At 64.8% G+C, this 24114-nt stretch carries 23 protein-coding genes, 1 tRNA gene and 1 pseudogene; 15 read left to right on the forward strand and 10 right to left on the reverse strand.

The genetic code is table 11. The features are described from left to right. Positions 1-4: 4 nt before the first annotated feature. Positions 5-671, reverse strand: a pseudogene (locus tag EHH60_RS24405) (glutathione S-transferase family protein). A gap of 150 nt (positions 672-821) precedes the next feature. On the opposite strand from EHH60_RS24405, the gene EHH60_RS24410 reads away from it, so the two are divergent. From EHH60_RS24410 to panE, 4 genes are all read left to right on the forward strand, one after another. After that, positions 822-1418, forward strand: a complete 597-nt coding sequence (locus tag EHH60_RS24410) for a DUF2239 family protein (RefSeq protein ID WP_124161967.1) — start codon at positions 822-824, stop codon at positions 1416-1418. Between the two features lie 88 nt (positions 1419-1506). Then, positions 1507-2856 (forward strand): MATE family efflux transporter, encoded by a 1350-nt coding sequence (locus EHH60_RS24415; RefSeq protein ID WP_199751913.1) that lies wholly within the window; start codon positions 1507-1509, stop codon positions 2854-2856. Positions 2857-2959: 103 nt separating this feature from the next. Then, on the forward strand, positions 2960-3574 hold the full coding sequence (locus EHH60_RS24420) for a 2-hydroxychromene-2-carboxylate isomerase (protein WP_199751916.1): 615 nt from the start codon (positions 2960-2962) through the stop codon (positions 3572-3574). A gap of 123 nt (positions 3575-3697) precedes the next feature. Beyond that, on the forward strand, positions 3698-4621 hold the full coding sequence (panE, locus tag EHH60_RS24425; RefSeq protein WP_124161970.1) for a 2-dehydropantoate 2-reductase: 924 nt from the start codon (positions 3698-3700) through the stop codon (positions 4619-4621). Between the two features lie 186 nt (positions 4622-4807). Here the strand turns inward: panE and EHH60_RS24430 are convergent, their stop codons facing one another. From EHH60_RS24430 to EHH60_RS24450, 4 genes are all read right to left on the reverse strand, one after another. After that, positions 4808-5386 carry a c-type cytochrome gene (locus EHH60_RS24430; protein ID WP_124161971.1) on the reverse strand — a complete coding sequence of 193 codons (579 nt, stop codon included), beginning with the start codon at positions 5384-5386 and terminating at the stop codon, positions 4808-4810. Positions 5387-5572: 186 nt separating this feature from the next. Next, positions 5573-6853, reverse strand: a complete 1281-nt coding sequence (locus tag EHH60_RS24435; protein ID WP_124161972.1) for a PQQ-dependent sugar dehydrogenase — start codon at positions 6851-6853, stop codon at positions 5573-5575. 380 nt (positions 6854-7233) lie between these two features. Continuing rightward, positions 7234-8220: an NAD-dependent epimerase/dehydratase family protein gene (locus EHH60_RS24445; RefSeq protein ID WP_199751919.1), complete on the reverse strand. Its 987-nt coding sequence runs from the start codon at positions 8218-8220 to the stop codon at positions 7234-7236. A 79-nt stretch (positions 8221-8299) separates the two neighbouring features. Then, positions 8300-8374, reverse strand: a tRNA-Gly gene (locus tag EHH60_RS24450). A gap of 271 nt (positions 8375-8645) precedes the next feature. On the opposite strand from EHH60_RS24450, the gene trxA reads away from it, so the two are divergent. Beyond that, positions 8646-9569 carry a thioredoxin gene (gene trxA / locus EHH60_RS24455; protein WP_199751960.1) on the forward strand — a complete coding sequence of 308 codons (924 nt, stop codon included), beginning with the start codon at positions 8646-8648 and terminating at the stop codon, positions 9567-9569. A 32-nt stretch (positions 9570-9601) separates the two neighbouring features. After that, positions 9602-10279 (forward strand): LON peptidase substrate-binding domain-containing protein, encoded by a 678-nt coding sequence (locus EHH60_RS24460; protein WP_124161975.1) that lies wholly within the window; start codon positions 9602-9604, stop codon positions 10277-10279. Between the two features lie 129 nt (positions 10280-10408). Here the strand turns inward: EHH60_RS24460 and EHH60_RS24465 are convergent, their stop codons facing one another. The 3 genes from EHH60_RS24465 to EHH60_RS24475 all read right to left on the reverse strand — a co-directional run bounded on the left by EHH60_RS24465 (position 10409) and on the right by EHH60_RS24475 (position 11783). Beyond that, entirely contained in the window at positions 10409-10996 is a 588-nt protein-coding gene (locus EHH60_RS24465; RefSeq protein ID WP_199751922.1) for a cytochrome b/b6 domain-containing protein, read from the reverse strand. A 33-nt stretch (positions 10997-11029) separates the two neighbouring features. Continuing rightward, positions 11030-11308: a PepSY domain-containing protein gene (locus EHH60_RS24470; RefSeq protein WP_124161976.1), complete on the reverse strand. Its 279-nt coding sequence runs from the start codon at positions 11306-11308 to the stop codon at positions 11030-11032. A 124-nt stretch (positions 11309-11432) separates the two neighbouring features. Beyond that, positions 11433-11783, reverse strand: a complete 351-nt coding sequence (locus EHH60_RS24475) for a hypothetical protein (protein ID WP_124161977.1) — start codon at positions 11781-11783, stop codon at positions 11433-11435. A 95-nt stretch (positions 11784-11878) separates the two neighbouring features. On the opposite strand from EHH60_RS24475, the gene EHH60_RS24480 reads away from it, so the two are divergent. Both EHH60_RS24480 and EHH60_RS24485 read left to right on the forward strand, forming a co-directional pair. Next, positions 11879-12409 carry a TetR/AcrR family transcriptional regulator gene (locus tag EHH60_RS24480; protein ID WP_124161978.1) on the forward strand — a complete coding sequence of 177 codons (531 nt, stop codon included), beginning with the start codon at positions 11879-11881 and terminating at the stop codon, positions 12407-12409. A 59-nt stretch (positions 12410-12468) separates the two neighbouring features. After that, complete coding sequence (locus EHH60_RS24485) at positions 12469-12666, forward strand: Trm112 family protein (protein WP_018459670.1); 198 nt, start codon at positions 12469-12471, stop codon at positions 12664-12666. A gap of 67 nt (positions 12667-12733) precedes the next feature. Here EHH60_RS24485 and EHH60_RS24490 read toward each other — a convergent pair whose 3' ends face one another. Next, positions 12734-13954 carry a ubiquinone biosynthesis hydroxylase gene (locus EHH60_RS24490; RefSeq protein WP_124161979.1) on the reverse strand — a complete coding sequence of 407 codons (1221 nt, stop codon included), beginning with the start codon at positions 13952-13954 and terminating at the stop codon, positions 12734-12736. Between the two features lie 205 nt (positions 13955-14159). Here EHH60_RS24490 and tesB point away from each other — a divergent pair, with 205 nt between their 5' ends. After that, the gene (gene tesB, locus EHH60_RS24495) at positions 14160-15023 is read left to right on the forward strand and encodes an acyl-CoA thioesterase II (RefSeq protein WP_124161980.1); all 864 of its coding nucleotides are present in this window, start codon (positions 14160-14162) and stop codon (positions 15021-15023) included. A gap of 39 nt (positions 15024-15062) precedes the next feature. On the opposite strand, the gene EHH60_RS24500 is transcribed toward tesB, so the two are convergent. Continuing rightward, positions 15063-15953, reverse strand: coding sequence for a GYF domain-containing protein (locus EHH60_RS24500; protein ID WP_124161981.1), 891 nt, complete (start codon positions 15951-15953; stop codon positions 15063-15065). 235 nt (positions 15954-16188) lie between these two features. On the opposite strand from EHH60_RS24500, the gene EHH60_RS24505 reads away from it, so the two are divergent. From EHH60_RS24505 to EHH60_RS24530, 6 genes are all read left to right on the forward strand, one after another. Further along, a complete protein-coding gene (locus tag EHH60_RS24505; RefSeq protein WP_124161982.1) occupies positions 16189-16527 on the forward strand; it encodes a P-II family nitrogen regulator in 339 nt (112 codons plus the stop codon). 128 nt (positions 16528-16655) lie between these two features. Continuing rightward, positions 16656-17957 (forward strand): ammonium transporter, encoded by a 1302-nt coding sequence (locus EHH60_RS24510; protein WP_124161983.1) that lies wholly within the window; start codon positions 16656-16658, stop codon positions 17955-17957. Positions 17958-18267: 310 nt separating this feature from the next. Further along, positions 18268-18606 (forward strand): P-II family nitrogen regulator, encoded by a 339-nt coding sequence (locus EHH60_RS24515; protein ID WP_008142813.1) that lies wholly within the window; start codon positions 18268-18270, stop codon positions 18604-18606. A 37-nt stretch (positions 18607-18643) separates the two neighbouring features. Next, positions 18644-20092 (forward strand): ammonium transporter, encoded by a 1449-nt coding sequence (locus EHH60_RS24520; protein WP_124161984.1) that lies wholly within the window; start codon positions 18644-18646, stop codon positions 20090-20092. Between the two features lie 312 nt (positions 20093-20404). Then, a complete protein-coding gene (locus EHH60_RS24525) occupies positions 20405-21619 on the forward strand; it encodes an aminotransferase class I/II-fold pyridoxal phosphate-dependent enzyme (protein WP_124161985.1) in 1215 nt (404 codons plus the stop codon). A gap of 9 nt (positions 21620-21628) precedes the next feature. Further along, positions 21629-24109, forward strand: a complete 2481-nt coding sequence (locus tag EHH60_RS24530; RefSeq protein WP_124161986.1) for a DNA translocase FtsK — start codon at positions 21629-21631, stop codon at positions 24107-24109. Positions 24110-24114 lie beyond the last annotated feature (5 nt).

Genomic DNA, 24114 nt, shown 5'->3' on the forward strand with positions numbered 1-24114 from the left:
GAAACTACCTTCCGACCTGATACGGCCCGCCCTTTTCCAGCGCGCGCGCATAGGCCGGCCGGGCGTGGATGCGCTCCAGGAACGCCATCGCCTTGGGGTGGCCCTGCTCGAGCCCGCCGCGCGCTTGGGCTGCTTCCAGCGGAAAGCTCATCTGGATGTCGGCCGCGGTGAACTCGCTGCCGGCGAACCACTCGCTCTTGGCAAGCTCGTCTTCCCAGTAGTCCATGTGCTGCTTGAGCTGCGGATTGACCAGCGCGGTCAGCGCCTGGTTGCACACCTTGCGCACCAGCGGGCGCAGCAATGCCGGCGCGCGTTTCGGCATCAGCGTGAACAGCAGCTTGAGCAGCAGCGGCTGCATCGCGGATCCTTCCGCATAGTGCAGCCAATAGGTGTACCGCAGCCGCTCCGGCGTGTTCGCCGGCGGGATCAGCCGGCCGTTGGCCGTAGGTCGCGACGAGATATTCGATGATCGCGCCTGACTCGGCGATGGTGTTGCCATTGTCGGTGATGACGGGCGACTTGCCGAGCGGATGGATGGCGTGCAGCTCCTTCGGCGCGCGCATGTCCGGCTGGCGCTGATAGCGCACGATCTCGTAAGGAACGCCCAGCTCCTCGAGCAGCCACAGCACGCGCTGCGAGCGGGAATTGTTGAGGTGGTGAACGGTCAGCATCGCGGGGTCCTCAGGGCTAGGCGCGGTCGATCGGCCGCGCCGTTCGTGCCAGCCCGGGAACACAATGTCGAGCCATCGGCGCGGATATTTTCACCCGGGTGTATTGACGGGCATAATTTACCCGGGTATTAAACGCCCAACGCGATCAATATGGCAATGATTCCAATGCAGAGGATTTTCACCGCCTTCCAAGGGCAGCGTCGCCTGGTGTCCGGCGCGGCGGGAGAGGTCGCACTGGTCGTCAAGCGGGTGGCGGCGCGGCCGGACGAGCCGATCATCATCTTCGAGGACGCAACGGGCCGGCCGATCGACTTCGACCTGCGCGGCGGCGATCGCGAGGTGCTGGCGCGGCTGACCAAGCTTGTCCCGCCCCCGGTCGAGGAAACCGCGCCTCCGAGTGAACCGCGCGGTCGCGGCCGGCCGAAGCTCGGCGTGGTCGCGCGCGAGGTGACGTTGCTGCCGCGGCACTGGGAGTGGCTCAATGCGCAGGCGGGCGGCGCCTCGGTCGCGCTGCGCAAGCTCGTCGACGAGGCCAGGCGCGTCAGCGGCGCCAAGGACCGCGAGCGCCAGGCGCGCGATGCGGCCTATCACTTCATGTCGACCATGGCCGGCAATCTGCCGCAGTTCGAGGAGGCCTCGCGCGCGCTGTTCGCGGACGACCGGCGGCGCTTCACCGGACTGATCGCGGACTGGCCGACCGACATCCGCGACCACATCGTCAAGCTCGCCTACAGCGACCGCGCTTAAACCGCGCACCGCTCCTCACAACTCCATCGACGGCCGGGCCGCGCATTGCGCGGCAACGGCTTCGCACGCCCTGATGAAAGGCCGATCCATGTCCGCCCCAAAACCGCTCTGGACCACATTCCTCCGCTTCCTCGCACCCCTGATGCTGAGCAACGCGCTGCAATCGCTGTTCGGTACCGTCAGCAACGTCTATCTCGGCCAGATGATCGGCGTCGACGCGCTCGCCGCGGTCTCGGCGTTCTTCCCGGTGATGTTCTTCCTGTTCGCCTTCGTCATGGGCCTCAGCACCGGCGCCACCGTGCTGATCGGCCAGGCCTTCGGCGCCGGCGAGCGCGGCAGCATCAAGATCGTTGTGGGCACGACGCTCGCAGTCGGTCTCTTGCTGTCGGTCTCCGTTGCGCTGGTCGGAGGGATCTTCAGCCGGCAATTGATGATGATGCTCGCGACTCCTGCTGACATTCTCGACCAGGCCAGTGCCTATGCGCGCATCGTGCTGCTCACGATGCCGCTCGGCTTCGTCTTCCTGCTGATGACCGCGATGATCCGCGGCGTCGGCGACACGCTGACGCCGCTGCTGGCGTTGGCGTTGTCGACGACAATCGGCCTGATCCTGACGCCGATCCTGATCCGCGGCACGTTCGGACTGCCGGTGGCCGGTATCACCAGTCCGGCATGGGCGGCGGCAATCGCCAACGCGCTGACGCTGATCGTGCTCGCCGTCTATTTGCTCCGGAAGAAACATGCGCTCGCGCCGGACGCGGCGTTGCTGCGTCACCTGCGGCTGAACAGCGCCGTGCTCGGAAAGGTCCTCGGCATCGGACTGCCGAGCGCCATCGGCATGGTGGCGATGGCGATCGCCGAGCTGGTGCTGCTCGGCCTCGTCAACGGCTATGGGTCCGATGCCACAGCCGCTTATGGCGCGGTCAACCAGGTGATGGGTTACACGCAGTTCACGGCGATGTCGATTTCGATCGCGGTCTCGATCCTCGGCGCCCAGGCCGTCGGCGGCGGCGACCGGGCCCGGCTCGACGGCATCGTGCGGATGGGCCTTGCGTTCAACATCGTCCTGACCGGCGGGCTGGTGGCGCTGATCTATCTCGCGCCACGCGCGGTGCTCGGCATCTTCATCACCGACGGCGCCGTGCTGGATCTGGCGAAGGGATTCCTACACATCGCCTTGTGGAGCTCGGTGCCGTTCGGACTCGCCACCGTGTTCTCAGGCGCGATGCGCGGGGCCGGCGTCGCGTTGACGCCGATGCTGCTGTCGATCTGCGCGATCGCTGCAATCGAGCTGCCGGCCGCAATCATCCTCAGCCACACAATCGGCCTGACCGGCGTCTGGGCCGCTTACCCAATCGTGTTCTGCGCCATGTTGATTCTGCAGATGGGCTATTACCATCTGGTGTGGCGCAAGCGGGCGATCCAGCGGCTGATCTGACCGTCAAAGTATTATGACCGTCATTAAACGATGGACCTGTGGCGCGGCCTGCGCCACAATGGAGGAAAATCCAACTCAGAAAGTCAGGCCAGGGAGAATGATCTTGACCCGCACCGCCCCGCAATTCCTGTTCGATTTCGGCAGCCCCAACGCCTATCTCAGTCATCTGGCGATACCGGCGATCGAACAGAGGATCGGCGTCAAGTTCGAATATGTGCCGATCCTGCTCGGCGGCATCTTCAAGTCGACGAACAACAAGTCGCCGGCCGAGACGCTCGCCGGCATCAAGAACAAGCGGGAGTTCCAGCAGGTCGAGACCGAGCGCTTCGTCAAGCGCTTCCATGTCCAGCCCTATGTCTGGAATCCGCACTTTCCCGTCAACACGCTTAACCTGATGCGCGCGGCGATCGCGGCACAGCTCGAGGGCGTGTTCGAAAAGTATGTCGAGGCCGCCTTCCACCACATGTGGCGCGAGCCGAAGAAGATGGACGATCCTGAAATCGCGGCGAAGGCGCTGGCGTCCTCCGGCCTCGACGCGCAAAGGCTGTTCGCCCGCGCCGGGGAACCCGAGGTGAAGGGCAAGCTGATCAAGAACACCGAGGAGGCGGTCGCCCGCGGCGCGTTCGGCTCGCCGACCTTCTTCGTCGGCAACGAGATGTTCTTCGGCAAGGAGCAGCTGCGCGAGGTCGAGGAGATGGTGCTGGAAGGGGGCGAGTAGCGAATGGCGAATGGCGAGCAGTGAAAGCGTTACTCGCGTTTCGTCGCGTGCTATTCTGTTCGCTACTGTCTATTCGCCATTCGCCTCTTTCTGAAGAACAACGACAAAGACGGAGTTTGTCTCATGCGTATCCTCGTGGTCGGCGCCGGCGCCATCGGCGGCTATTTTGGTGGCAGGCTGTTGCAGGCCGGCCACGACGTCACCTTCCTGGTCCGGCCACGGCGCGCTGGCGAGCTCGCGAGCGCCGGCCTCGTCATCAAGAGCCCGAACGGCGACGTGACCTTAAAGAATCCGCCGACCGTGCAGGCGGACGCGCTCAGGGATAAGTTCGACGTCGTGCTCCTGAGCTGCAAGGCGTTCGACCTCGACGACGCCATCAAGTCGTTCGCCGCGGCGGTCGGACCGAACACCGCGATCATTCCGATGCTCAACGGCATGAAGCAGCTCGACACCCTGGATGCCAGGTTCGGCAACGAGCGCGTGCTCGGCGGCCTCTGCGCCATTGCGGCGACCTTGAACGAGAAGCGCGAGGTGGTGCAGCTCCAGCCGATGCAGTCGATCAATTACGGCGAGCGCGACGGCAAGATGTCGGACCGGGTGAAGGCGATCGATGAAGCCTTCAAGAGCGGCATCACTGGCGCGACCGCCAGCCAGAACATCATGCAGGACATGTGGGAGAAGTGGGTTTTCCTCTCCTCGCTCGCGGCATCCACCAGCCTGATGCGTGCCTCGGTCGGTGACATCCTTGCGGCTCCGGGCGGCCGGGATTTCCTGCTCGGCATGCTGGACGAGACCAGTGCGGTCGCCGCCGCGTCGGGCTATCCGCCAGGTGGCCCTTTCTTCGAGCGGGTGAAAGGCAACCTCACCGCCGAAGGCTCGCCTATGACGGCCTCGATGTTCCGCGACATCAAGGCAGGCCTGCCGGTCGAGGCCGATCACGTGATCGGCGATCTCATCGCGCGCGCCGATGCGGCCAAGGTGCCGGTGCCGAAGCTGCGCATCGCGTACACGCATCTGAAGGCATATGAGAAGCAGCGCGCTAGCTAGCCACGCCCTCCGTTGTCGTCCCGGGGCGCGCGTAGCGTGAACCCGGGACCGATAGCCACAGGATTGAGTCGTCACGCAAGCTGATCACCACTAGCCCTCGCCAAACCACGCCCTGTGGTTATGGATCCCGGGCTCGCGCTTTGCGCGACCCGGGATGACGGGTTGTGTTTGCCGCAGCGTCCCGTGCTATTTCAAATTCGCGAGATAGTGTGAGACGGCCGTGATCTCTTCGTCGCTCATGTGATAGGCGACATCGGCCATTGCCGCGACGCCGCCACCGACGCGCTGGCCGGCCTTGTAGTCATGTAACGCCTTGACGAGATATTCCTCGCGTTGCCCCGCGAGCCGCGCGACCGCCTTGGTGCCGGCATAGCTGTCCGTGTGGCATGAAGCGCAGCGGCGGCCGGCGGCAACCTGCGCACCCTTCTTCGACAGGTCCGGATCTCCGTCCTCGGCGCCCTTCGGCGACGTCAGCGAAGAAAAATAGGCGCCGAAATTGCGGATGTCCTCGTTGGTCATCTCCTCGACGATCGGCTGCATCTGCTCGTTCTTGCGCGAGCCGGCGCGGAAGAACACCAGCTGCCATTGCAGGAATTGATCGGGCTGACCGGCCAGCGAGGGGATGTTCTCGGTCTGCGAGATGCCGTTCTCGCCGTGGCAGCCTGAGCAGACGGCGGCCTTCTCCTTGATCGCGGCATTGTCGGCGGCCTGGGCCGGAACGAATAGTAGCGTCGCAGATAGAATTCCGAACCGAACGGTCCGCATGGCTGACTTCTCCAGCTGTCATTGCCGGGCTTGACCCGGCAATCCATCCCTGTTGCAGAGGGTTTCTCGTATGATGGATGCCCGGATCAAGTCCGGGCATGACGAACCTGTTCCGCGGCGAGCACGCCGCGTCAAGCAAAGAGGCTGCGGCCATCGCGCGGTCGCAGCCTCACATCGTGTCGCGCGCTACTTCTTGCTGTAGCTGATGCGGTAGATCGCGCCGGCCCAGTCGTCGGCGACGAGGATCGACCCATCCTTGGCGAGGATGATGTCGTTGGGACGGCCGAGATAGCCCTGGTCGCCCTCGAGCCAGCCGGAGGCGAAGATCTCCTGCTTGGGGTTCTTGCCGTCGGGCCCGACGATCACGCGCACGATGCGCGCGCCCTGGTACTTGTGGCGATTCCAGGAGCCGTGCTCGGCGATCAGGATGTTGTTCTTGTACTCGGCGGGGAATTGATCGCCGGTATAGAACTTCATGCCGAGCGGAGCGACATGCGCACCGAGATTCAGCACCGGCGGCGTGAACTCGGAGCACTTGTGGCCCATCGCGAACTTGTCATCAGGAAGGTTGCCCTGGTGGCAATAGGGATAGCCGAAATGCTCGCCGATCCTGTTGATCATGTTCAGTTTGTCCGAGGGCAGATCGTCGCTGATCCAGTCGCGGGCATTCTCGGTGAACCAGAGCTTGCCGGTGCGCGGATCGACGTCGCCGCCGACCGAGTTACGGACGCCGAGCGCCCAGATTTCGGCGTTGCCGGTCTTGGGATCGACGCGGCGGATCTGCGACACGCTGGTCGGCGGGATGCCGATGTTGAAGGGCGGTCCGAACGGCAGGAAGAACCAGCCCTCCTTGTCGACTGCGATGTATTTCCAGCCATGCGCGGCATAGGACGGCATGTCGTCATAGACGACCTTGCCCTGGCCGAGATTGTCGAGATTGGCTTCGGCGTTGTCGTAGCGGATCAGCTTGTCGACGGCGATGACATAGAGCGCGCCGTCCTTGAAGGCGAGACCGGTGGGCATGTTCAGCCCCTTGAGGACGGTCTTGACCTCCTTCTTTCCGTTGTTGTCCTTGATGGCGTAGACGTTGCCGAGGCCGAACGAGCCGACGAACAGCGTGCCTTTGTCACCCCAGGCCATCTGCCGCGCGGCCAGCACGCCCGAGGCATAGACCTCGATCTTGAAGCCCGGCGGCAGCTTGATCTTCTTGACGATGCTCGCGAGCTCGGCGTCGGAGGCGCCGGTCGGCGGGCCCGAGGGCGGCGCGAGGCCCTTCTGCGCCTCGGTCTCGTCGCCGAGGAACCAGTCGTCCGGCGGATGGGTCCAGAACTCCTTGGTGCCGGATTCGTATTTCTTCAGCGGCTTGCTCTTGTCCTGCTGCTGCGCATGGCCGGCGCTGGTCCCCGCGAGAAGGGCAACCGCTGCAAGCGCCAGAACGGATTGAAAGACGGATCGATGGAATTTCATCGCGTCACTCCCCTAAGGCAGCCGTCAGGGCTGCGCGTTATTTTGGTTTTGCCAGTCGAGGCGAAGTTTTGGGTCTGTCAGAACGACAGACCCAAAAAGGTTAGCACATCTGCGAACGGTGAGAAGCGCGCCTGCATCGCCTTCGCGCCCCGAGAAAATTGAGACAGAATGTCAATGAAGGAGCGAACGCCGCGACAACAACGCTCTCGCTGCAGCGCGGAATCAAGGTGGCGCGCGGATCGTCTTGCCGGCGGCACGAGGGATGGCTCATGCAAAAACGCGAAAACAACCCCATGCACAGTAGAACGGCTCAGGCTGGCCCGCTCCCGGTGAGACCGGACAGACATCTGAATCGTCGAGTAAAATAGCGATCGCAGCGTTTACGAGGCGACGGGGTAGGGGCCGTCGTCGAACACCGTGTCATGATAGCCCTTCGACCCGATCTCGCGTGCCAGCATGCTGCGATAATCGCGGTCGCCCTGCAGGCTGCGCAGCACATGCGCGAAGTCGAATTCGGGCCGCCAGCCCAGCTCGCGCCGCGCGCGGTCGTTGACATAGACGCGGTCGATCGCGGGGAAGAGCCGCCAGCCGCGCGCCGCATAGAGCTGCGCGCATTCCGGATAGAGCTCGCACACCACGCCCGCCGCGTCGCGCGCGAGCGCGGCGAGATGACGCTGATCGAACGGGCTGGTGGCCGAGACGATGTAGCGGGCGAAGCCGATTCTGGCCGCGCGTTCGACGGCGAGCAGATGCGCGCTCACGGCGTCCGCGATATCCAGCCGGCGATAGAGCAGCTCGTTGGCCTGCGCGTTCTCGAGCGCGTAGGCCGACCGCATCGAGGGATCGTCGTCGTCCTCGGGAAAGAAGCGCGAGGTCCGCAAGACCACGACGGGCAAACCGCGCTCGCGAAAGAACAGCTCGCAGAGGCTCTCGGCCATCAGCTTGGTGGTGCCGTAGATGTTCTTCGGGATGCACGGCAGATCCTCGGTGACCCACACCGCGGCCTGCCCCGCCTCGGGGCGCAACTGCGAGCCGAACGCGCTGGTGGTGCTGGTGAAGACGAAGCTCCTCACGCCGGCCGCCGCGGCCGCCTCGAGCAGGTTGAGCGTGCCCGTGACGTTGGTATCGACGAAGTCCTGCTTGGAGTGGGTCGCCACATGCGGCTTGTGCAGCGTCGCGGTGTGGATGACGGCGGTGACGCCGTCCATCTGCTCGCGCACGAAGACGGGATCAACGATCGAGCCGACCGCGTCGGTGAAGTGGGAAGGCTTGAGATCGAGGCCGCGCACGGAGGAACCACGGCCGCGGAGCGTCCGCAAGAGGGCCTCTCCGAGGTGGCCTGCGCTGCCGGTGATCAGTATTGACATGCAAAACTCAACAATACAGCCGTCAGCGGCGCGGAAAACCACGGCCCGACCCGGTTCGGCTGGATGCTCTGGGAAAAATTGGAGCGGGCGAAGGGGCTCGAACCCTCGACCCCGACCTTGGCAAGGTCGTGCTCTACCACTGAGCTACACCCGCATCCTGTGTCGGTCGCGTGACGCGCCGGCAACGGCTGTCGTATGCCAAAAGCGGGAGGGGAATGCAACAGCTACTGGCGGCATCAATTCGCAATCGGAGGCCCCATATGGAGCCCTATTGGGACCAAACCGCCCGAAAGTGCCCCGGAACCGGCGAATCGGGTCGCCTGGATTGAAATTCGGCCCATTCGGCCCAATTTAGGTGCCGACAACAAGCATATGATGTAGCGGCGTGCTAAAGAGCCGCCATTCCAGACATGACGAGGAATCCCGTGACGATCATCGACCAGGGTAACGGAGCGGCGGGCCCGGCTGCGGCCGACCTGATCAAGGACACCACCACCCAGACCTTCGTGAAGGACGTGATCGAGGAATCGAAGCGCCAGCCGGTGCTGATCGATTTCTGGGCGGAGTGGTGCGGCCCCTGCAAGCAGCTCACCCCCGTGCTGGAGAAGGCCGTGAAGGCGGCCAAGGGCAAGGTCAAGCTGGTCAAGATGAACATCGACCAGCATCCGGCGATCCCGGGCCAGATGGGCATTCAGTCGATCCCGGCCGTGATCGCCTTCGTCAACGGCCAGCCAGCCGACGGCTTCATGGGCGCGGTGCCCGAGAGCCAGATCAATGCCTTCATCGAGCGGCTGACCAAGGGCGTCACCGCGCCGGGCGAGGTCAACGTCGCCGAGATCGTGCAGGAAGCCGAAGCGGTGCTCGCCGAGGGCGACACGGCGGCGGCAGCGCAGATCTATGCCGAGGCGCTGCAGCACGATTCGACCAATATCGCGGCACTCGCGGGCCTCGCGAAGTGCTACGCCGTCTCCGGCGCGATGGAGCAGGCCAAGCAGACACTGACCATGGTCCCGGAATCCAAGCGCAACGATCCGGCCGTGAAGGCCGTGCAGACCGCGATCGATCTCGCCGAGCAGGCGAAATCCCTTGGACCGGTCGCCGAGCTGGAACAGAAAGTCGCCGCAAACCCGCTCGATCATCAGGCCAGATTCGACCTCGCCACCGCGCTCAATGCGCAGGGCAATCGCGCGGCGGCGACCGAGCAGCTGCTCGAGATCATCAAGCGCGACCGCAAGTGGAACGACGACGGCGCCCGCAAGCAGCTGGTGCAGTTCTTCGAGGCCTGGGGCGGCACGGATGATGCAACCGTCGAGGGGCGGAAACGTTTGTCGACGATCCTGTTTTCATAGGGACGTGCTGGCGACGCCAGGGGACCGGGCAGATGCCGATCAACATCGAATATCGCGGGCCCGCCGACCTTCCGGAGATCATTCCGGTGTTTCCGCTGCCCGGCGCGCTGCTGCTGCCCCGCGGCCAGATGCCGCTCAACATCTTCGAGCCGCGCTACCTTGCGATGGTCGACGATTCCTTCCGCGACGGGCATCGCCTGATCGGCATGATCCAGCCCGACGTGGCGCATTCGCCGAAGAATTCCGACAAGCCGGCGCTGTTCCGCGTCGGCTGCGTCGGCCGCATCACGCAGCTCGCCGAATCCGGCGACGGCCGCTACATCCTCGAGCTCACCGGCGTCGCGCGCTTCAAGGTTGTCGAGGAGCTCGAAGTGCTGACCGCCTACCGGCAGTGCAAGGTGGACTTCTTCGCCTTCGTCGACGACTTCACCGCGCGCATGGGCGAGGAGGAGGTCGATCGGGAAGCGCTGCTGGCCGTGCTGGCCGACTTCCTGAAGGCCAACAATCTCAAGGTCGACTGGGAAGGCGTCGAGAGCGCGCCTAACGAGGCGCTCGTCAACGCGCTGGCGATGATGTCGCCCTATGGCCCCGCGGAGAAGCAGGCGATGCTGGAGGCGCCCGACCTGAAGACCCGCGCCGAGATCCTGATCGCCGTCACTGAGATGGACCTCGCCAAGAAGCGCACCAGCGGCGATCCGCCGCTGCAGTGAGACGGTAGGTACTACAAGCGCCGTCATGCCCGGGCTTGACCCGGGCATCCACGTCTTTGCCACACAGAAGAACGTGGATGGCTGGGACAAGCCCGGCCATGACGAGAAGGAAGTGTAACCTTCAAAATTCTACGAATGATGCCGGATGCGCTTGCGTCCGGTGACCATCGCGCGGATCAGGTTCTCGCGCTGCAGAATTCCCATCACCAGCACGCCCAACACGTGCAGCACGACCAGAACGATGACCGCGTCCGACGAATAGTGGTGGGTGTCTTCGACCCACCAGACGCCGAAGAAGGTGACGGTCACCGACATCGCGCCCGTGATCGTCGAGACGGCGAGCGAAGCCAGCAGCGCGACCAGCATCAAACTTCCGGCGGGATTGAGCCCGATATAGCGGCCGGTCATGCCGCGCCGCAGATTCCAGAGATAGCGAGGCGACGCGCGAAGCCTGACGCCGAGCATCCGGAAGCGCGAATAGCGGCTCCCCGCGAAGCCCCAGAGCAGGCGGAAAGCGATCAGGCCGATGACCGCATAGCCGACGATGCGGTGAACGCCGTCATGCACGGTCGGCGTGAACCACGCGATCACGACCGAGATCGCGAGAACCCAGTGCCAGAGGCGCAGCGGGAGGTCCCAGACCGCGACCGTCCGCGAGACGAGTCGATTCGCGGGTGTCCCGTCGGACACCCCGCGCTCTTCCGGCACTTGTTTCATCAAGCCCAATTCGCTTCGGGGCTCAGGTGCGATCTACTTGGCGATGGTGTGCTTCAGGCTGAGATCTTCGGGGCTGTAGAACAGCTCGTACAGCTTGCCTTCCTTGACGCCATAGACCTCGTAGCACGAGCCCTCGGCCTTGGAGCGGCGCACCTCATAGCCCGCCGCCTTGGCCTTGGCTTCGGCTTCGCTGGCCGGCTTCCACGACGCCTTGGCGAGCTTGGTGCAATCCTTGAAACCGTCGGCCATGGCCGCCGATCCCGCGCCAATCCCAATCGTCAGTGCAATGGCAACAACACGAATGACCTTCACGAAGCTTTCCTCCTCTCGTGGGCGCCCGCAGAGCCGCGGGGCCCAGCGAAGGAAGCAAAGGAGGAGATGAAGTCAATCGGGCAGGGGCCTGGTTCGCTTTAGATAAGTTCTAACGTGGCGCGGGCTAGTAGCCGGCAACCGCGAGCGCGACCACTGCACCCATGCCGACCCAGCCGAAATGGCGGCCGCGCATGGCGTAGGCGTTGGCGAGGGCCGCAGCGCCGAACACGATGGCGAGCGTGGCGACGATCCAGTGCCGGGCTAGGCTCGATTCCAGCCGGGGTGCAACCAGCAGCAGCACGCCGCCGCCGATCCACGCCACCGTGCCGGCCTGCCACACCAGTCGAATCAGCGTGCGCAGGCGCGCCGGCTCGATGCTGGCGCGGGCGAAGACCTTGGTTTCGCCGAGCACGCCGTGGATGAGCGCCAGCACGATCGCGGCGAGGCCGGAACATTGCAGGAGAAGGTCGCGCATGGGGCATGCTCCATCCGTACGGTCCTGTATGGATATGCACCCGTTTGCTGGAAGCTGTCAATACATTAGTGTATGGACGCCATCTGGAGCCGGACATGACCGAACAGCTTTCCGCCGACGACTGGACCAAGGAGGGCCTGAAGGTGCTCGCCAAGAGCGGCTTCACGGCGCTGAAGGCCGATCCGCTCGCCAAGGCGATGGGCGTCTCGCGCGGCAGCTTCTATTGGCATTTCGCCGACCTGGCCGCGTTCCACGCCGCCGTGCTGAAGCGCTGGCGCGAGATCGCGGCCGAGCAGATCATCGCCGATGTCGAGGCCGCCAGTGACGAGCCGCTCAAGACGCTGCTGCGGAGATCGTTCGGGGCGCGGCTCGACCTCGAACGCGCGGTGCGCAACTGGGCGGCGTTCGATGCGGCGGCGCAAGGGGCGGTGCGCGCGATCGACCGCCGCAGGCTCGACTATATCGAAGAGCTGCTGGACAAGCGGGGACTTGCCCCGGCGACGGCGCAGGCCCGCGCACAGATCCTGTACTGGACATTTCTCGGTTTCGCCCTGTCCGGCCCGCCGGTGCCGGCCGCACGGCTTCAGGCGCTGCTCGACGAGCTCCTGGCGATGGTCTCGGCTTAGGCCTCCGATGGGCGGGCGCGAATTTCTGTGCTAAAGTCTACTAACTGCCGGAGACCCCAATGAACGCGCCCACCGAACGTCCCGAAGCCAGCGTCGATCCCAAATTGCTGGAGATTCTGGTCTGCCCGCTGACCAAGGGGCCCCTCGAGTTCGATGCCGCAAAGCAGGAGCTGATCTCGCGCAGCGCCAAGCTGGCTTATCCGATCCGCGACGGCATCCCGATCATGCTGCCGGAAGAGGCGCGCAAGATCGATTGAGCTTAGCGAGTTGGGACTGGCGAATAGCGAATGGACACCACTCGCTGTTCGCTACTCACCATCGCCGCTACAACGCCTCGCCCTTCAACAGCCGCGGCACCTCGCCCGTGAGCCCCGCGGCCTGGCGGATGAACAGGTTCTTCAGCGGCGGGGCGCGGTCGACGAGGCCGAGGCCGATGTCTCGCACCGTGCGCAACAGCGTCGACTGGTTGGAGAACAGGAAGTTCAGCGAGTTGGTGGCAACGCCCATCGCCATGGTGTCGAAGCGGCGCCAGCGCTGATAGCGTTCGAGTACATCGGCACCGCCGATATCCATGCCGAGCCGCGCGGCATCGACGACCACTTCCGCCAGCGCGGCGACATCCTTCAGGCCCATGTTGAGGCCCTGGCCCGCGATCGGGTGGATGACGTGGGCGGCATCGCCGACCAGCGCGAGGCGCTCGGCGATGAAGGAACGCGCAACGAAATAGGACAACGGAAACGCGCGCGGCTTGTCGAGTGCCTTCACCTCACCGAGATGCAGACCGAAGCGCTGCTCGAGCTCGCCGTGAAATTCCTCGTCACTGAGCGCAATGATGCGCGCGGCCTCGGCGCGGCGCTCGGTCCATACCAGCGACGAGCGCTTGCCCGACAGCGGCAGGATCGCGAACGGACCTGCGGGCAGGAAATGCTCTTCGGCGCGGCCCCCATGATCGCGCTCGTGGCCGACGGTGACGACGATGCCGGACTGGTCGTACTCCCAGCCATGGGTGGCAATGCCGGCGCGCTCGCGCAATTTCGACCGCGCGCCATCGGCGGCGACCAAGAGGCTCGCCGCGATCACGCTGCCGTCGCCGAGCGTCACCTCGATGCCGTCGGAACGCGCATCGTAGGATGCAACCGGAGTGGCGCGCAGATCGATGCCCTCGGCTTCCGCACGCACCACCAGCGCATCGATCAGGCGGCGGTTCTCGACCATATGCGCAAAGGGCTCGCCCGGGGCGACATCGCCGGCAAAGTTGAGGAACACCGGACGGGTGGCGTCCTCGAGCTTCGAATCGGTGACGACCATGTCGAGGATCGGCTGCGCCTCGCTCCTGACGGCGTCCCAGGCGCCGATCGTCTCGAACAGGCGGCGGCAGGCGGCCACGATCGCGGTGGCGCGGGGATCGCGGCTCGGCCGCGTGCCGAGCGCGGGATCGGCGACGATGACGGGGATCTCGGGCCCGAGCCCCTGGCGCAGCGCCAGGGCCAGTGCAAGCCCTGCAAACGCGCCGCCACCGATGACAATGCTACCCTGTACCGACATACCAAGTTTCCCGGTCAATTCTCGGTCTTGCTAGCAGACTTGAGCTGGGCGAAACAGTGCGGTGAAACAAGGGCCGAATGGCCCCTATGTGTCATTCCGGGGCGCGCAAATGCGCGAACCCGGAATCCAGAGGTTGTCAGCTCGGGATTCCGGGTTCATCGCCATCGCGACGCCCCGGAATGACGAGATCTTCGAAAGCATCATCATGTCCAAAAGCCTGATCGACCTCATTTCGATCCTCGACCTCGAGCAGCTCGAGGTGAACCTGTTCCGTGGCAACAGCCCGAAGACGAGCTGGCAGCGGGTGTTCGGCGGCCAGGTGATCGGGCAGGCGATGGTTGCCGCGTGCCGCACCGTCGAGGGACGGCTGCCGCACTCCCTGCATTGCTATTTCATCCTGCCGGGCGATCCGCAGATCCCGATCATCTACCAGGTCGAGCGCCTGCGCGACGGCAAGAGCTATTCGACCCGCCGCGTCACCGCGATCCAGCACGGCAACGCGATCTTCTCGATCATGGTGTCGTTCCACGCCGAGGAGGAGAGCGCGTTCGACCATCAGGACAAGATGCCCGACGTGCCGCCGCCGGAGAAGCTCACGGCGGAGGAGGTCGCGAAGCAACCGATGTTCAAGGAGATGCCGGACTTCATCCGCCGCTACTATGAATCCGATCGTCCGATCGAGCTGCGCCCGGTCGAGCTCGGCCGTTATTTCGGCCAGAAGATCGACGACGGCCGTATTCACGTTTGGATCAGGACCGCCGCGAAGCTGGCCGACGATCCGGCGCTGCATATGTGCGCGCTCGCCTATGCTTCGGATTTCTCGCTGCTCGATGCGATCATGGCGCGCTATGGCCGTACGCTGTTCGACAAGCGCATGATGCCGGCGAGCCTCGACCACGCGATGTGGTTTCACCGCCCGTTCCGCGCCGACGAATGGCTGCTTTACGCGCAGGATTCGCCAAGCGCGCGCGGCGGTCGCGGCCTGACCCGCGGCTCGATCTTCAAGCCCGATGGCACGCTGGTCGCCTCCGTCGCGCAGGAAGGCTCCGTGCGCGAGCGGAAGGCATAGCGCCGCGGGCGCGATGGATCGCGCCGGTGGCTGTCCGGGTCATGCTGCGAGCGAACCGCGCGCAACGAGCTCGGTCTGCGAGGCGAACCAGTTCATGATCCAGCGATAGACCCACGGAATCGGGATGATCAGGCTGCACAGGATCGCAGCGACGATGCCGCGCCAGAGGATGTCGAGACCGCTCCCCCTGAACACGACCTCGCGCCGCGTGCCTTCGACGCTGCGGCAGAACCAGCGCATCTGGGCCGCGGCGACCCAGGCCCAGCCGATGATGGTGATGATGGAAATCGCAAACAGCAGATTCCAGCCGATATAGGCCCAGATCGAGCCGGTGAAGCTCAAGCCCAGCGGCTGCCCGTTGGAGGCGAGGTTGGCGACTATCCATTTGATGAGGAGCCAGTAGAGAACGAGCTGAACGATGAACAGCAGGTTGCTCAGCAACTGGCTGCCGATGTAGCCGATTGCGATCGCCAGAACGATGAAGCCGAAATACCACGGCACCAGCGTCATCGCATCGCCGGTGAAGCTGAGGTTGGGTCGGCCCGGGACCTTGACGCAGGACACGATCCATTTCGTGTACCAGACGAACACCCACGGCGCCGGGATGACGAGGATCATTCCGATCAGCAGGACGATGCTGCGCCAGGTGAATTCCAGGATGCCGAAATCGACCGCCAGAGAGCCGCCGCTGCCCGTGCCGGCGTAGCCGCCGGAACCCATCATCGGCGGACCGCCGGCCGGCATCATCGGCGGCGCGGAGCCACCTCCGATCAGGCCGGGGATTTCGGCGGCCTTCTGCCAGCCGGCCATGCCCTCGGTCCATACCAGCGTATCCGGGCGCACGATGCCCTGGGCGATCAGATCGCGGAATTGCCCCTCCGGAAACGGCCCCTGCTGCTTGCCCTCGGATGCGTAGAACCAACTCGCCATGAAGCGTCCCCCAAAACTCTTTTGTACCGCTCGACCGCCGCGGGTTCACCGCATCCATGCCAAAAATGCATTGTGAATGATGAACGGTTGCCCTGTACAGAGGCGGCCGTTCACACGGTCAGACGTTTTTCCGCTTCAATCTGCAACTTTTTTATGCCATTTGCCCGGAAAGATGCCAGATTGACGCTGCGTCGGGGACATACGGCGCGGTGCATCCCGGGGAATAGGCCTGACCATGAAACTCGTCGTCGCGATCATCAAACCGTTCAAGCTCGATGAGGTCCGTCAGGCCCTGACCGCGATCGGCGTCCACGGCATGACCGTGACCGAAGTGAAGGGCTACGGCCGGCAGAAGGGCCACACCGAGATCTATCGCGGCGCCGAATATGTCGTGAACTTCCTGCCCAAGCTGCGCATCGAGATCGCGGTCCCCTCCGACGTTGCCGACAAGGCGGTCAGCGTGATCACCGCGACCGCGCGCACCGGGCAGATCGGCGACGGCAAGATCTTCGTCACGCCGATCGACCATGCGCTGCGCATCCGCACCGGCGAAACCGACAGCGACGCGCTCTAGATTTCGGCTTGACGCGTTCTCTCGACGCGAACCGGTATCCGCGTCGCAAAAACGCTTCGATAAATCTTCGATCGCACCGGGCAACGACGCCACAGCGTGCGACGCCAATTGATGCTGGGGGGAATGACATGGCGGGATGGTTGCGCCGCGCAGCGTGTATGGCTGCGCCGATCGGGCTTGTGTCCATCATGGCTTTTCCGGCACATGCCGCCGGCTCCGAGATCAACGCCGCCGACACGGCCTGGATGATCGTCGCCACCGCGCTGGTGCTGATGATGACGATCCCGGGGCTCGCGCTGTTCTATTCCGGCATGGTGCGCAAGAAGAACGTGCTCGCCACCATGGCGCAGAGCCTCGCCGCGGTGACACTGATCTCCATTCTCTGGGTGGCATTCGGCTATTCGCTCTGCTTCGTCGGCGATGGGCCGTGGATCGGCACGCTCGACCGCTGGTTTCTTGCCGGCATGACCATGGACAGCATCAACCCTGCGGCCAAGACCATCCCGGAATCGCTGTTCATGCTGTACCAGATGACGTTCGCCATCATCACGGTGGCGCTGGTCGCTGGCTCGGTCGCCGACCGCATGCGGTTCTCCGCCTATCTCCTGTTCTCGGTCGCCTGGTTCATCTTCGTCTACATTCCGCTGGCGCATTGGGTGTGGGGCGGCGGCTTCCTCGCCGGCATGGGCGTGCTGGATTTCGCCGGCGGCCTCGTGGTGCACCTGTCGGCGGGCACCGGCGGCCTCGTTGCGGCCAAGGTGATGGGCCGCCGTCACGGCTACGGCACCGAGAATCTCTCGCCGTTCGATCTGTCGCTCGCGGTGATGGGCACCGGCCTGTTGTGGGTCGGCTGGTTCGGCTTCAACGGCGGCTCGGCGCTGGCGGCGAACTCTCGCGCGGTGATGGCGATCATCGCGACCCATCTTGCCGCCTGTGCCGGCGCGCTGACATGGGGCGCCATCGAATGGTCGACGCGGCGCAAGCCCTCCGTGCTCGGCATGATCTCCGGCGCGGTGGCCGGGCTCGGCACCATCACGCCGGCCTCGGGCTTCGTCGCCCCCTGGCACGGTATCGTCATCGGTATCGTCGCCGGGGCGGTCTGCTACTGGGCCTGTACCTGGCTGAAGCACCGTTTCAACTATGACGATTCGCTCGACGTGTTCGGCGTCCATGGCATCGGCGGGCTGACCGGCACCCTGCTTGGCGGCGTGTTCGCGACCAGCGCCATCGGCGGCACCGCCGGCCTGCTGGAGGGCCATCCTCGGCAGCTCCTGATCCAGCTCTTCGGGGTCGCCGTCACCTTCGTCTGGTCGGCGGGCGTGAGCTTCATCCTGCTCAAGCTGGTTGGCCTGTTCGTACCCTTGCGCGTATCCCGTGAGCAGGAGCTCGAGGGGCTGGATATTTCGCAGCACGGTGAAGCCCTGCAATAGGCGACTGCGCTACGAAATTACCTTCTTGCTGCCCGACGCGTGAGCAACATTGTGTCGACAGCCTGTCATGCCGTCGATTTGAGCAGGCATGACCATGTTTTAAGCGCGACGTAATAGCGCACTGCACCACAATACCCCTCGAACGCGAAAACACCCGTTTTCATAGTCCGTTAGGCAACACGCCCGATCTGGCACGGCATTTGATTCTAGGGGTCCGGCTGTGCCCGCGTAGTGAATCTTCTCCCTCGTGGCGAACCAGTCGAGAAACGCCCGGCCACGTCCGGACCGGGCCCAAGCGGGGATAGGACCCATGAAAATTGTTATGGCGATTATCAAGCCATTCAAGCTGGAAGAAGTCCGTGACGCCCTGACCGCCATCGGCGTTCACGGTCTCACGGTGACGGAAGTCAAGGGGTATGGCCGCCAGAAGGGCCATACGGAAATCTATCGCGGCGCCGAATATGCCGTGAGCTTCCTGCCCAAGATCAAGATCGAGGTCGCTGTCGCTTCCGACCAGGTCGACAAGACCATCGACGCCATCACGTCGGCGGCGAAAACCGGACAGATCGGCGACGGCAAGATCTTCGTCATCAACCTCGACCATGCCGTGCGCATCCGCACCGGCGAGGCCGATGCCGCGGCCCTCTGATTTCGCGCTCAACCTTATCCAATCAGGAGTGAATAATATGACGTTCAAGCGTCCCTATGGCGCGGGACTGGCGGCTCTCGCAGTCGGCCTGTTCGCTGCGACCGCAGCCTACGCCGAGCCAACGGTCAACAAGGGAGACAACGCCTGGATGATGACATCGACAGTGCTGGTGCTGTTGATGACGATCCCCGGCCTCGCGCTGTTCTACGGCGGCCTGGTCCGTTCCAAGAACATGCTCTCCGTCCTGATGCAGGTGTTCTACACCGTCTGCGTCGTCACCGTGATCTATGCCGTGTACGGCTACAGCCTCACCTTCACCGGCGGCTCCGACTTCATCGGCGGCTTCTCCAAGGCCTTCATGATGGGCGTCACCACCGACTCGAAGGCCGCGACCTTCTCGGTCGACGCCAACATCTCGGAGCTCATCTATATGTGCTTCCAGATGACCTTCGCGGCGATCACGCCCGCCCTCATCGTCGGCGCCTTTGCCGAGCGCATGAAGTTCTCGGCGCTCGCTCTGTTCGTTCCGCTCTGGGTGACGCTGATCTATTTCCCGATCGCGCACATGGTCTGGTACTGGCCCGGTCCGGACCTGATCCAGGACGCGGCCAAGGCTCTGGCTGCGGCGGGTGATGCGGCGGCGAAGACCGCGGCACAGGCCAAGCTCGACGAGATCAACGCCGACGCCGGCTGGATCTTCAAGATGGGCGCGATCGACTTCGCGGGCGGCACCGTGGTGCACATCAACGCCGGCATCGCAGGTCTCGTCGGCGCTCTCCTGATCGGCAAGCGCGTCGGCTACGGCAAGGAGCTGATGGCTCCGCACTCGCTGACCATGTCGATGATCGGCGCCTCGCTGCTCTGGGTCGGCTGGTTCGGCTTCAACGCCGGCTCCAACCTCGAGGCCAGCGGCGGCGCTGCGCTCGCCATGACCAACTCCTTCGTGGCCACCGCGGCCGCCGCGCTGTCATGGATGTTCGCGGAATGGATCATCAAGGGTCACCCCTCGGTGCTCGGCGTCATTTCCGGTGCCGTCGCGGGTCTCGTGGCCGTCACGCCTGCAGCCGGCTTCTCCGGTGTGATGGGCGCGATCGTCCTCGGCCTCGTGGTCGGCGTGGTCTGCCTGTTCTTCTGCACCGTCGTGAAGAACGCGCTCGGCTACGATGACTCGCTGGACGTGTTCGGCGTGCACTGCATCGGCGGCATCGTCGGTGCCATCGGCACCGGCATCCTGGTCAACCCCGCTCTCGGCGGCGCCGGCATCGTCGACTACACGGCCATCCCGCCGAAGGTTGCCGATTACGACTTCGCCACGCAGATCCTCGCCCAGATCAAGGCCGTCTGCACCACGCTGGTGTGGTCGGGCGTCGGTTCGGCGATCCTCTACAAGGTCGTCGACGTGATCGTCGGCCTCCGCGCCAATGTCGAGAGCGAGCGTGAAGGCCTCGACATCACCGAGCACACCGAGCGCGCCTACAACATGTAAGTCTCCTCCCGGGCGCGGTCCCCTCTGGAAGACCGCGTCCACAACTACGGTTCGGGCACATACCCGGCAATGCCCTGACCGTTGAGGGGCTCCAGCGCAAGCTGGAGCCCCTTTCTTTTGGTCGGTTCCGCTTGCAGGTCAGGGCAGAAGCGTCCCGAACATATTGTGATCCGGCCTCGATATTCCCGCTCTGGACGCAGGCGGCGGCCGATGGTTAATCGCGTCTTAACCTCGCCCTATCTATGGTGAACTGAACCGCTTCCCGCCGGTGCCTTCGCGCGACCGGCTGTTCCAAGAGTGCTGGCGCCCAGAATGGCTATGATCGCTTCATCCCGTGCGCCGCAGGCCGGTGGAAGCCCCGACAGCGACCGCTCGCCCTTCATCCGGCTGAACGAGCTGCTGGCGCCGCATCAGCCGGGTAAGCCCTTGATCACGCTTGCAGTGGGCGAGCCCCAGCATCCCGTGCCCGACTTCGTCGGCCCGGTGCTGGCGAAACACATCGCCGATTTCGGCCGCTACCCGCTCGGCAAGGGTATCGAGCCGTTCCGCAAAGCCGCCGGCGCCTGGCTGTCGTCGCGGTTCAAGCTGCCGCGGCCGCTCGATCCCGAGAGCGAGATTCTCGTCCTCAATGGCAGTCGCGAAGGGCTGTTCTTCGCTGCGATCACCGCGGCGCGCTATGTCGGGCCGCGTCCCGGCAAGCCTGCGATCCTGATGCCGAACCCGTTCTATCCGGTCTATGGCGCCGGCGCCCGTGCCGCGGCCTGCGAGCCGGTCTATCTGCCGACTACGGTCGAGAACGGCTTCCTGCCCGATCTCGATGCCATCGACGAGGCTACGCTGGCGCGCACGGTGGCGTTCTATCTGGCTTCGCCGGCCAATCCGCAGGGCTCCGTCGCTTCGCCCGATTATTTCAGGCGATTGAAGCAACTCGCCGACCGCTACGGCTTCGTGATCCTCAGCGACGAGTGCTATTCCGAGATCTACACCCGCCAGGCTCCGGGCAGCGCGCTGGAATGCGCCGGCCCCGACTTCACCCGCGTGGTCGCGTTCCAGTCGCTGTCGAAGCGATCCAACCTGCCTGGCATGCGCGTCGGCTTCGCCGCCGGCGACAAGAAGTTCATCGGCATGTTCCTGGAGCTGCGCAACGTTGCGGCGCCGCAGGTGCCGGTGCCGCTCCAGCACGTCGCGACCGTCGCCTATGGCGACGAAGCGCATGTCGAGGAGAACCGCAGGCTCTACCGCATCAAGTTCGACCTCGCCGACCAGATCATCGGCAACCGTTACGGCTATCGCCGGCCCGATGCCGGCTTCTGCGTCTGGCTCGACACGTCCGCGCTCGGCGACGACGTGTCGGTGACGCTGAGACTCTTCAAGGAGGCAGGTGTGCGCGTGGTGCCCGGCAGCTATCTGGCCCGGCTCCAGCCCGACGGCTTCAATCCCGGTGCAGGCTACATTCGGCTCGCACTGGTGCAGGATGGAGAGACCACGGCGCAGGCGCTGCACCGCCTGGTCGAGACTCTGGGTTAGGCGGGGCCCATGAGCATGTCGGCAATCGAACGTGTCATTCCGCTGGTCGGCCATCTGCCGCCATCGATCCGCGAGGGTCTGGCGCGGCGCATGCGCGAGCTCACCGGCCTCGGCCTGATCGCGCTGGCGGGCGTCGCCTCGGCGGCGCTGATGACGTGGTCGGTGCAGGACCCCAGCCTCAGCCACGCCACCTCGCGGCCGATCCGCAACATTCTCGGCTATGCCGGCGCCATCGGCGCCGACCTCGCGATGCAGATTCTCGGGCTCGGCGCCATCATGCTGGTCCTGACGGTTGCGGTGTGGGGCTGGCGCATGATGACGCATCGCCCGTTCGACCGCGAAGCGCTGCGGCTCGGCTCCTGGATTCTCTGCACGGTGATCGCGGCGGGCTTCGTCAGCTGCTGGCCGCATGGCGGCGCATGGCCGCTGCCGACCGGCCTCGGCGGCGTGGTCGGCGACGCGCTGGTGCGCGCGCCGGCGGTGATTTTCGGGCCGGCCGGCACGATCTACCGCATCGTGCTGGGCACGATCCTGTTCGCCGCGATGACCGCGACCTTCCTGATCGCCTGCGGCCTTGGCGCGCGCGAGCAGGACGACGAGTTCGCGGAGATCGAGGATGATGACAAGCCGCTCGACGAAGACGAGGAGAGCGATCGCGGCTCGGTATCGCTGGGCTGGCTGTTCCACGCGCTGATGAGCACCAAGGCGCGGCTGATCTGGCTGCTTGGCGCCGCGTACCGCTCGCTGGTCTCGAGTGGACCGAAGACCAAAGCGGTTGCATTCAGCCGCCAGGAGCCGAATCTGGGCGGCGGTCGCGCCGCGCCCTCGATCTCGCCGCAGTCCGAAGACGAGGACCATGAGGACGAGCACGAAGAAGAGGAAGACGAGGAGGAGGAGGAAGAGGAGCAGCCCGCCGCGCGCGCCCCACGCAAGAAGGCTGCACCGAAGGCCGCGGCGAAGAAGTCCTCCGAGAAGTTCGACCTTCCGTCCGTCTCCATGCTGGCCGCCCCGAAGGCCGGCGATCGCCAGCCACTCAGCAAGGCCGAGCTGGAGACCAATTCCCGGTCGCTCGAAGGCGTGCTGCAGGATTTCGGCGTGCGCGGCGAGATCGTGAAGGCCAATCCGGGCCCCGTCGTCACGCTGTACGAGCTGGAGCCGGCGCCCGGCATCAAGTCCTCGCGCGTGATCGGACTCGCCGACGACATCGCCCGCTCGATGAGCGCGCTGTCGGCGCGCGTCGCCGTCGTGCCCGGCCGCAACGCGATCGGCATCGAGCTGCCGAACGCCCATCGCGAGAAAGTCTATTTGCGCGAATTGCTGGTGGCGAAGGAGGCGACCGAGTCGGTGGCAAAGCTGCCGTTGTGCCTCGGCAAGACCATCGGCGGCGAACCTGTCATCATCGATCTCGCCCGCACGCCGCACATGCTGATCGCCGGTACCACCGGCTCGGGCAAGTCGGTCGCGATCAACACCATGATTCTCAGCCTGGTCTACCGGCTGCGCCCGGACCAGTGCCGGCTGATCATGGTCGACCCGAAGATGCTCGAGCTCTCCGTCTATGACGGCATTCCCCATCTGCTCACGCCCGTCGTGACCGATCCGAAGAAGGCGGTGGTCGCGCTGAAATGGGCTGTGCGCGAGATGGAAGAGCGCTACAAGAATATGGCCAAGCTCGGTGTGCGCAATATCGACGGCTACAATACGCGCCTGCTCGAATTGAAGGCCAAGGGTGAGGAGCCGACGCGCACGGTGCACACCGGCTTCGACAAAGAAACCGGCAAGGCGATCTACGAGGAAGAGAAGCTCTCGCTCGACCCGCTGCCTTATATCGTCATCATCGTCGACGAAATGGCCGACCTGATGATGGTCGCCGGCAAGGACATCGAAGGCGCGGTGCAGCGTCTCGCGCAGATGGCGCGCGCCGCAGGCCTGCACGTGATCCTTGCCACGCAGCGTCCGTCGGTCGACGTCATCACCGGCACCATCAAGGCGAACTTCCCGACCCGCATCGCCTTCCAGGTCACGTCCAAGATCGACAGCCGCACCATCCTCGGCGAGATGGGCGCCGAGCAGCTGCTCGGCCAGGGCGACATGCTCTACATGGCCGGCGGCGGCCGCATCAGCCGCGTGCACGGACCTTTCGCCTCGGACGAGGAAGTCGAGAAGGTGGTGCGTCACCTCAAGACGCAGGGACAGCCGGAATATCTCGAAGCGGTCACCGCCGAAGAGCCGACCGAGGACGAGGACGGCGCCGTGTTCGACGCGACCGGCATGGGGGGGGATGGCGGCGGCGATCTATTCCAGCAGGCGGTTGCCATCGTCAAACGTGATCGCAAGGCCTCGACCAGCTATATCCAGCGCCGCCTGCAAATCGGCTATAACCGCGCCGCATCACTGATGGAGCGCATGGAACTGGAGGGCATCGTCGGTCCCGCCAACCACGCCGGCAAGCGCGAGATTCTGGTCGAGGAAGAAGACAGCCATATGTGAGGCGA

Source organism: Bradyrhizobium sp. RP6, from assembly GCF_003837805.1.
Lineage (GTDB): Bacteria > Pseudomonadota > Alphaproteobacteria > Rhizobiales > Xanthobacteraceae > Bradyrhizobium.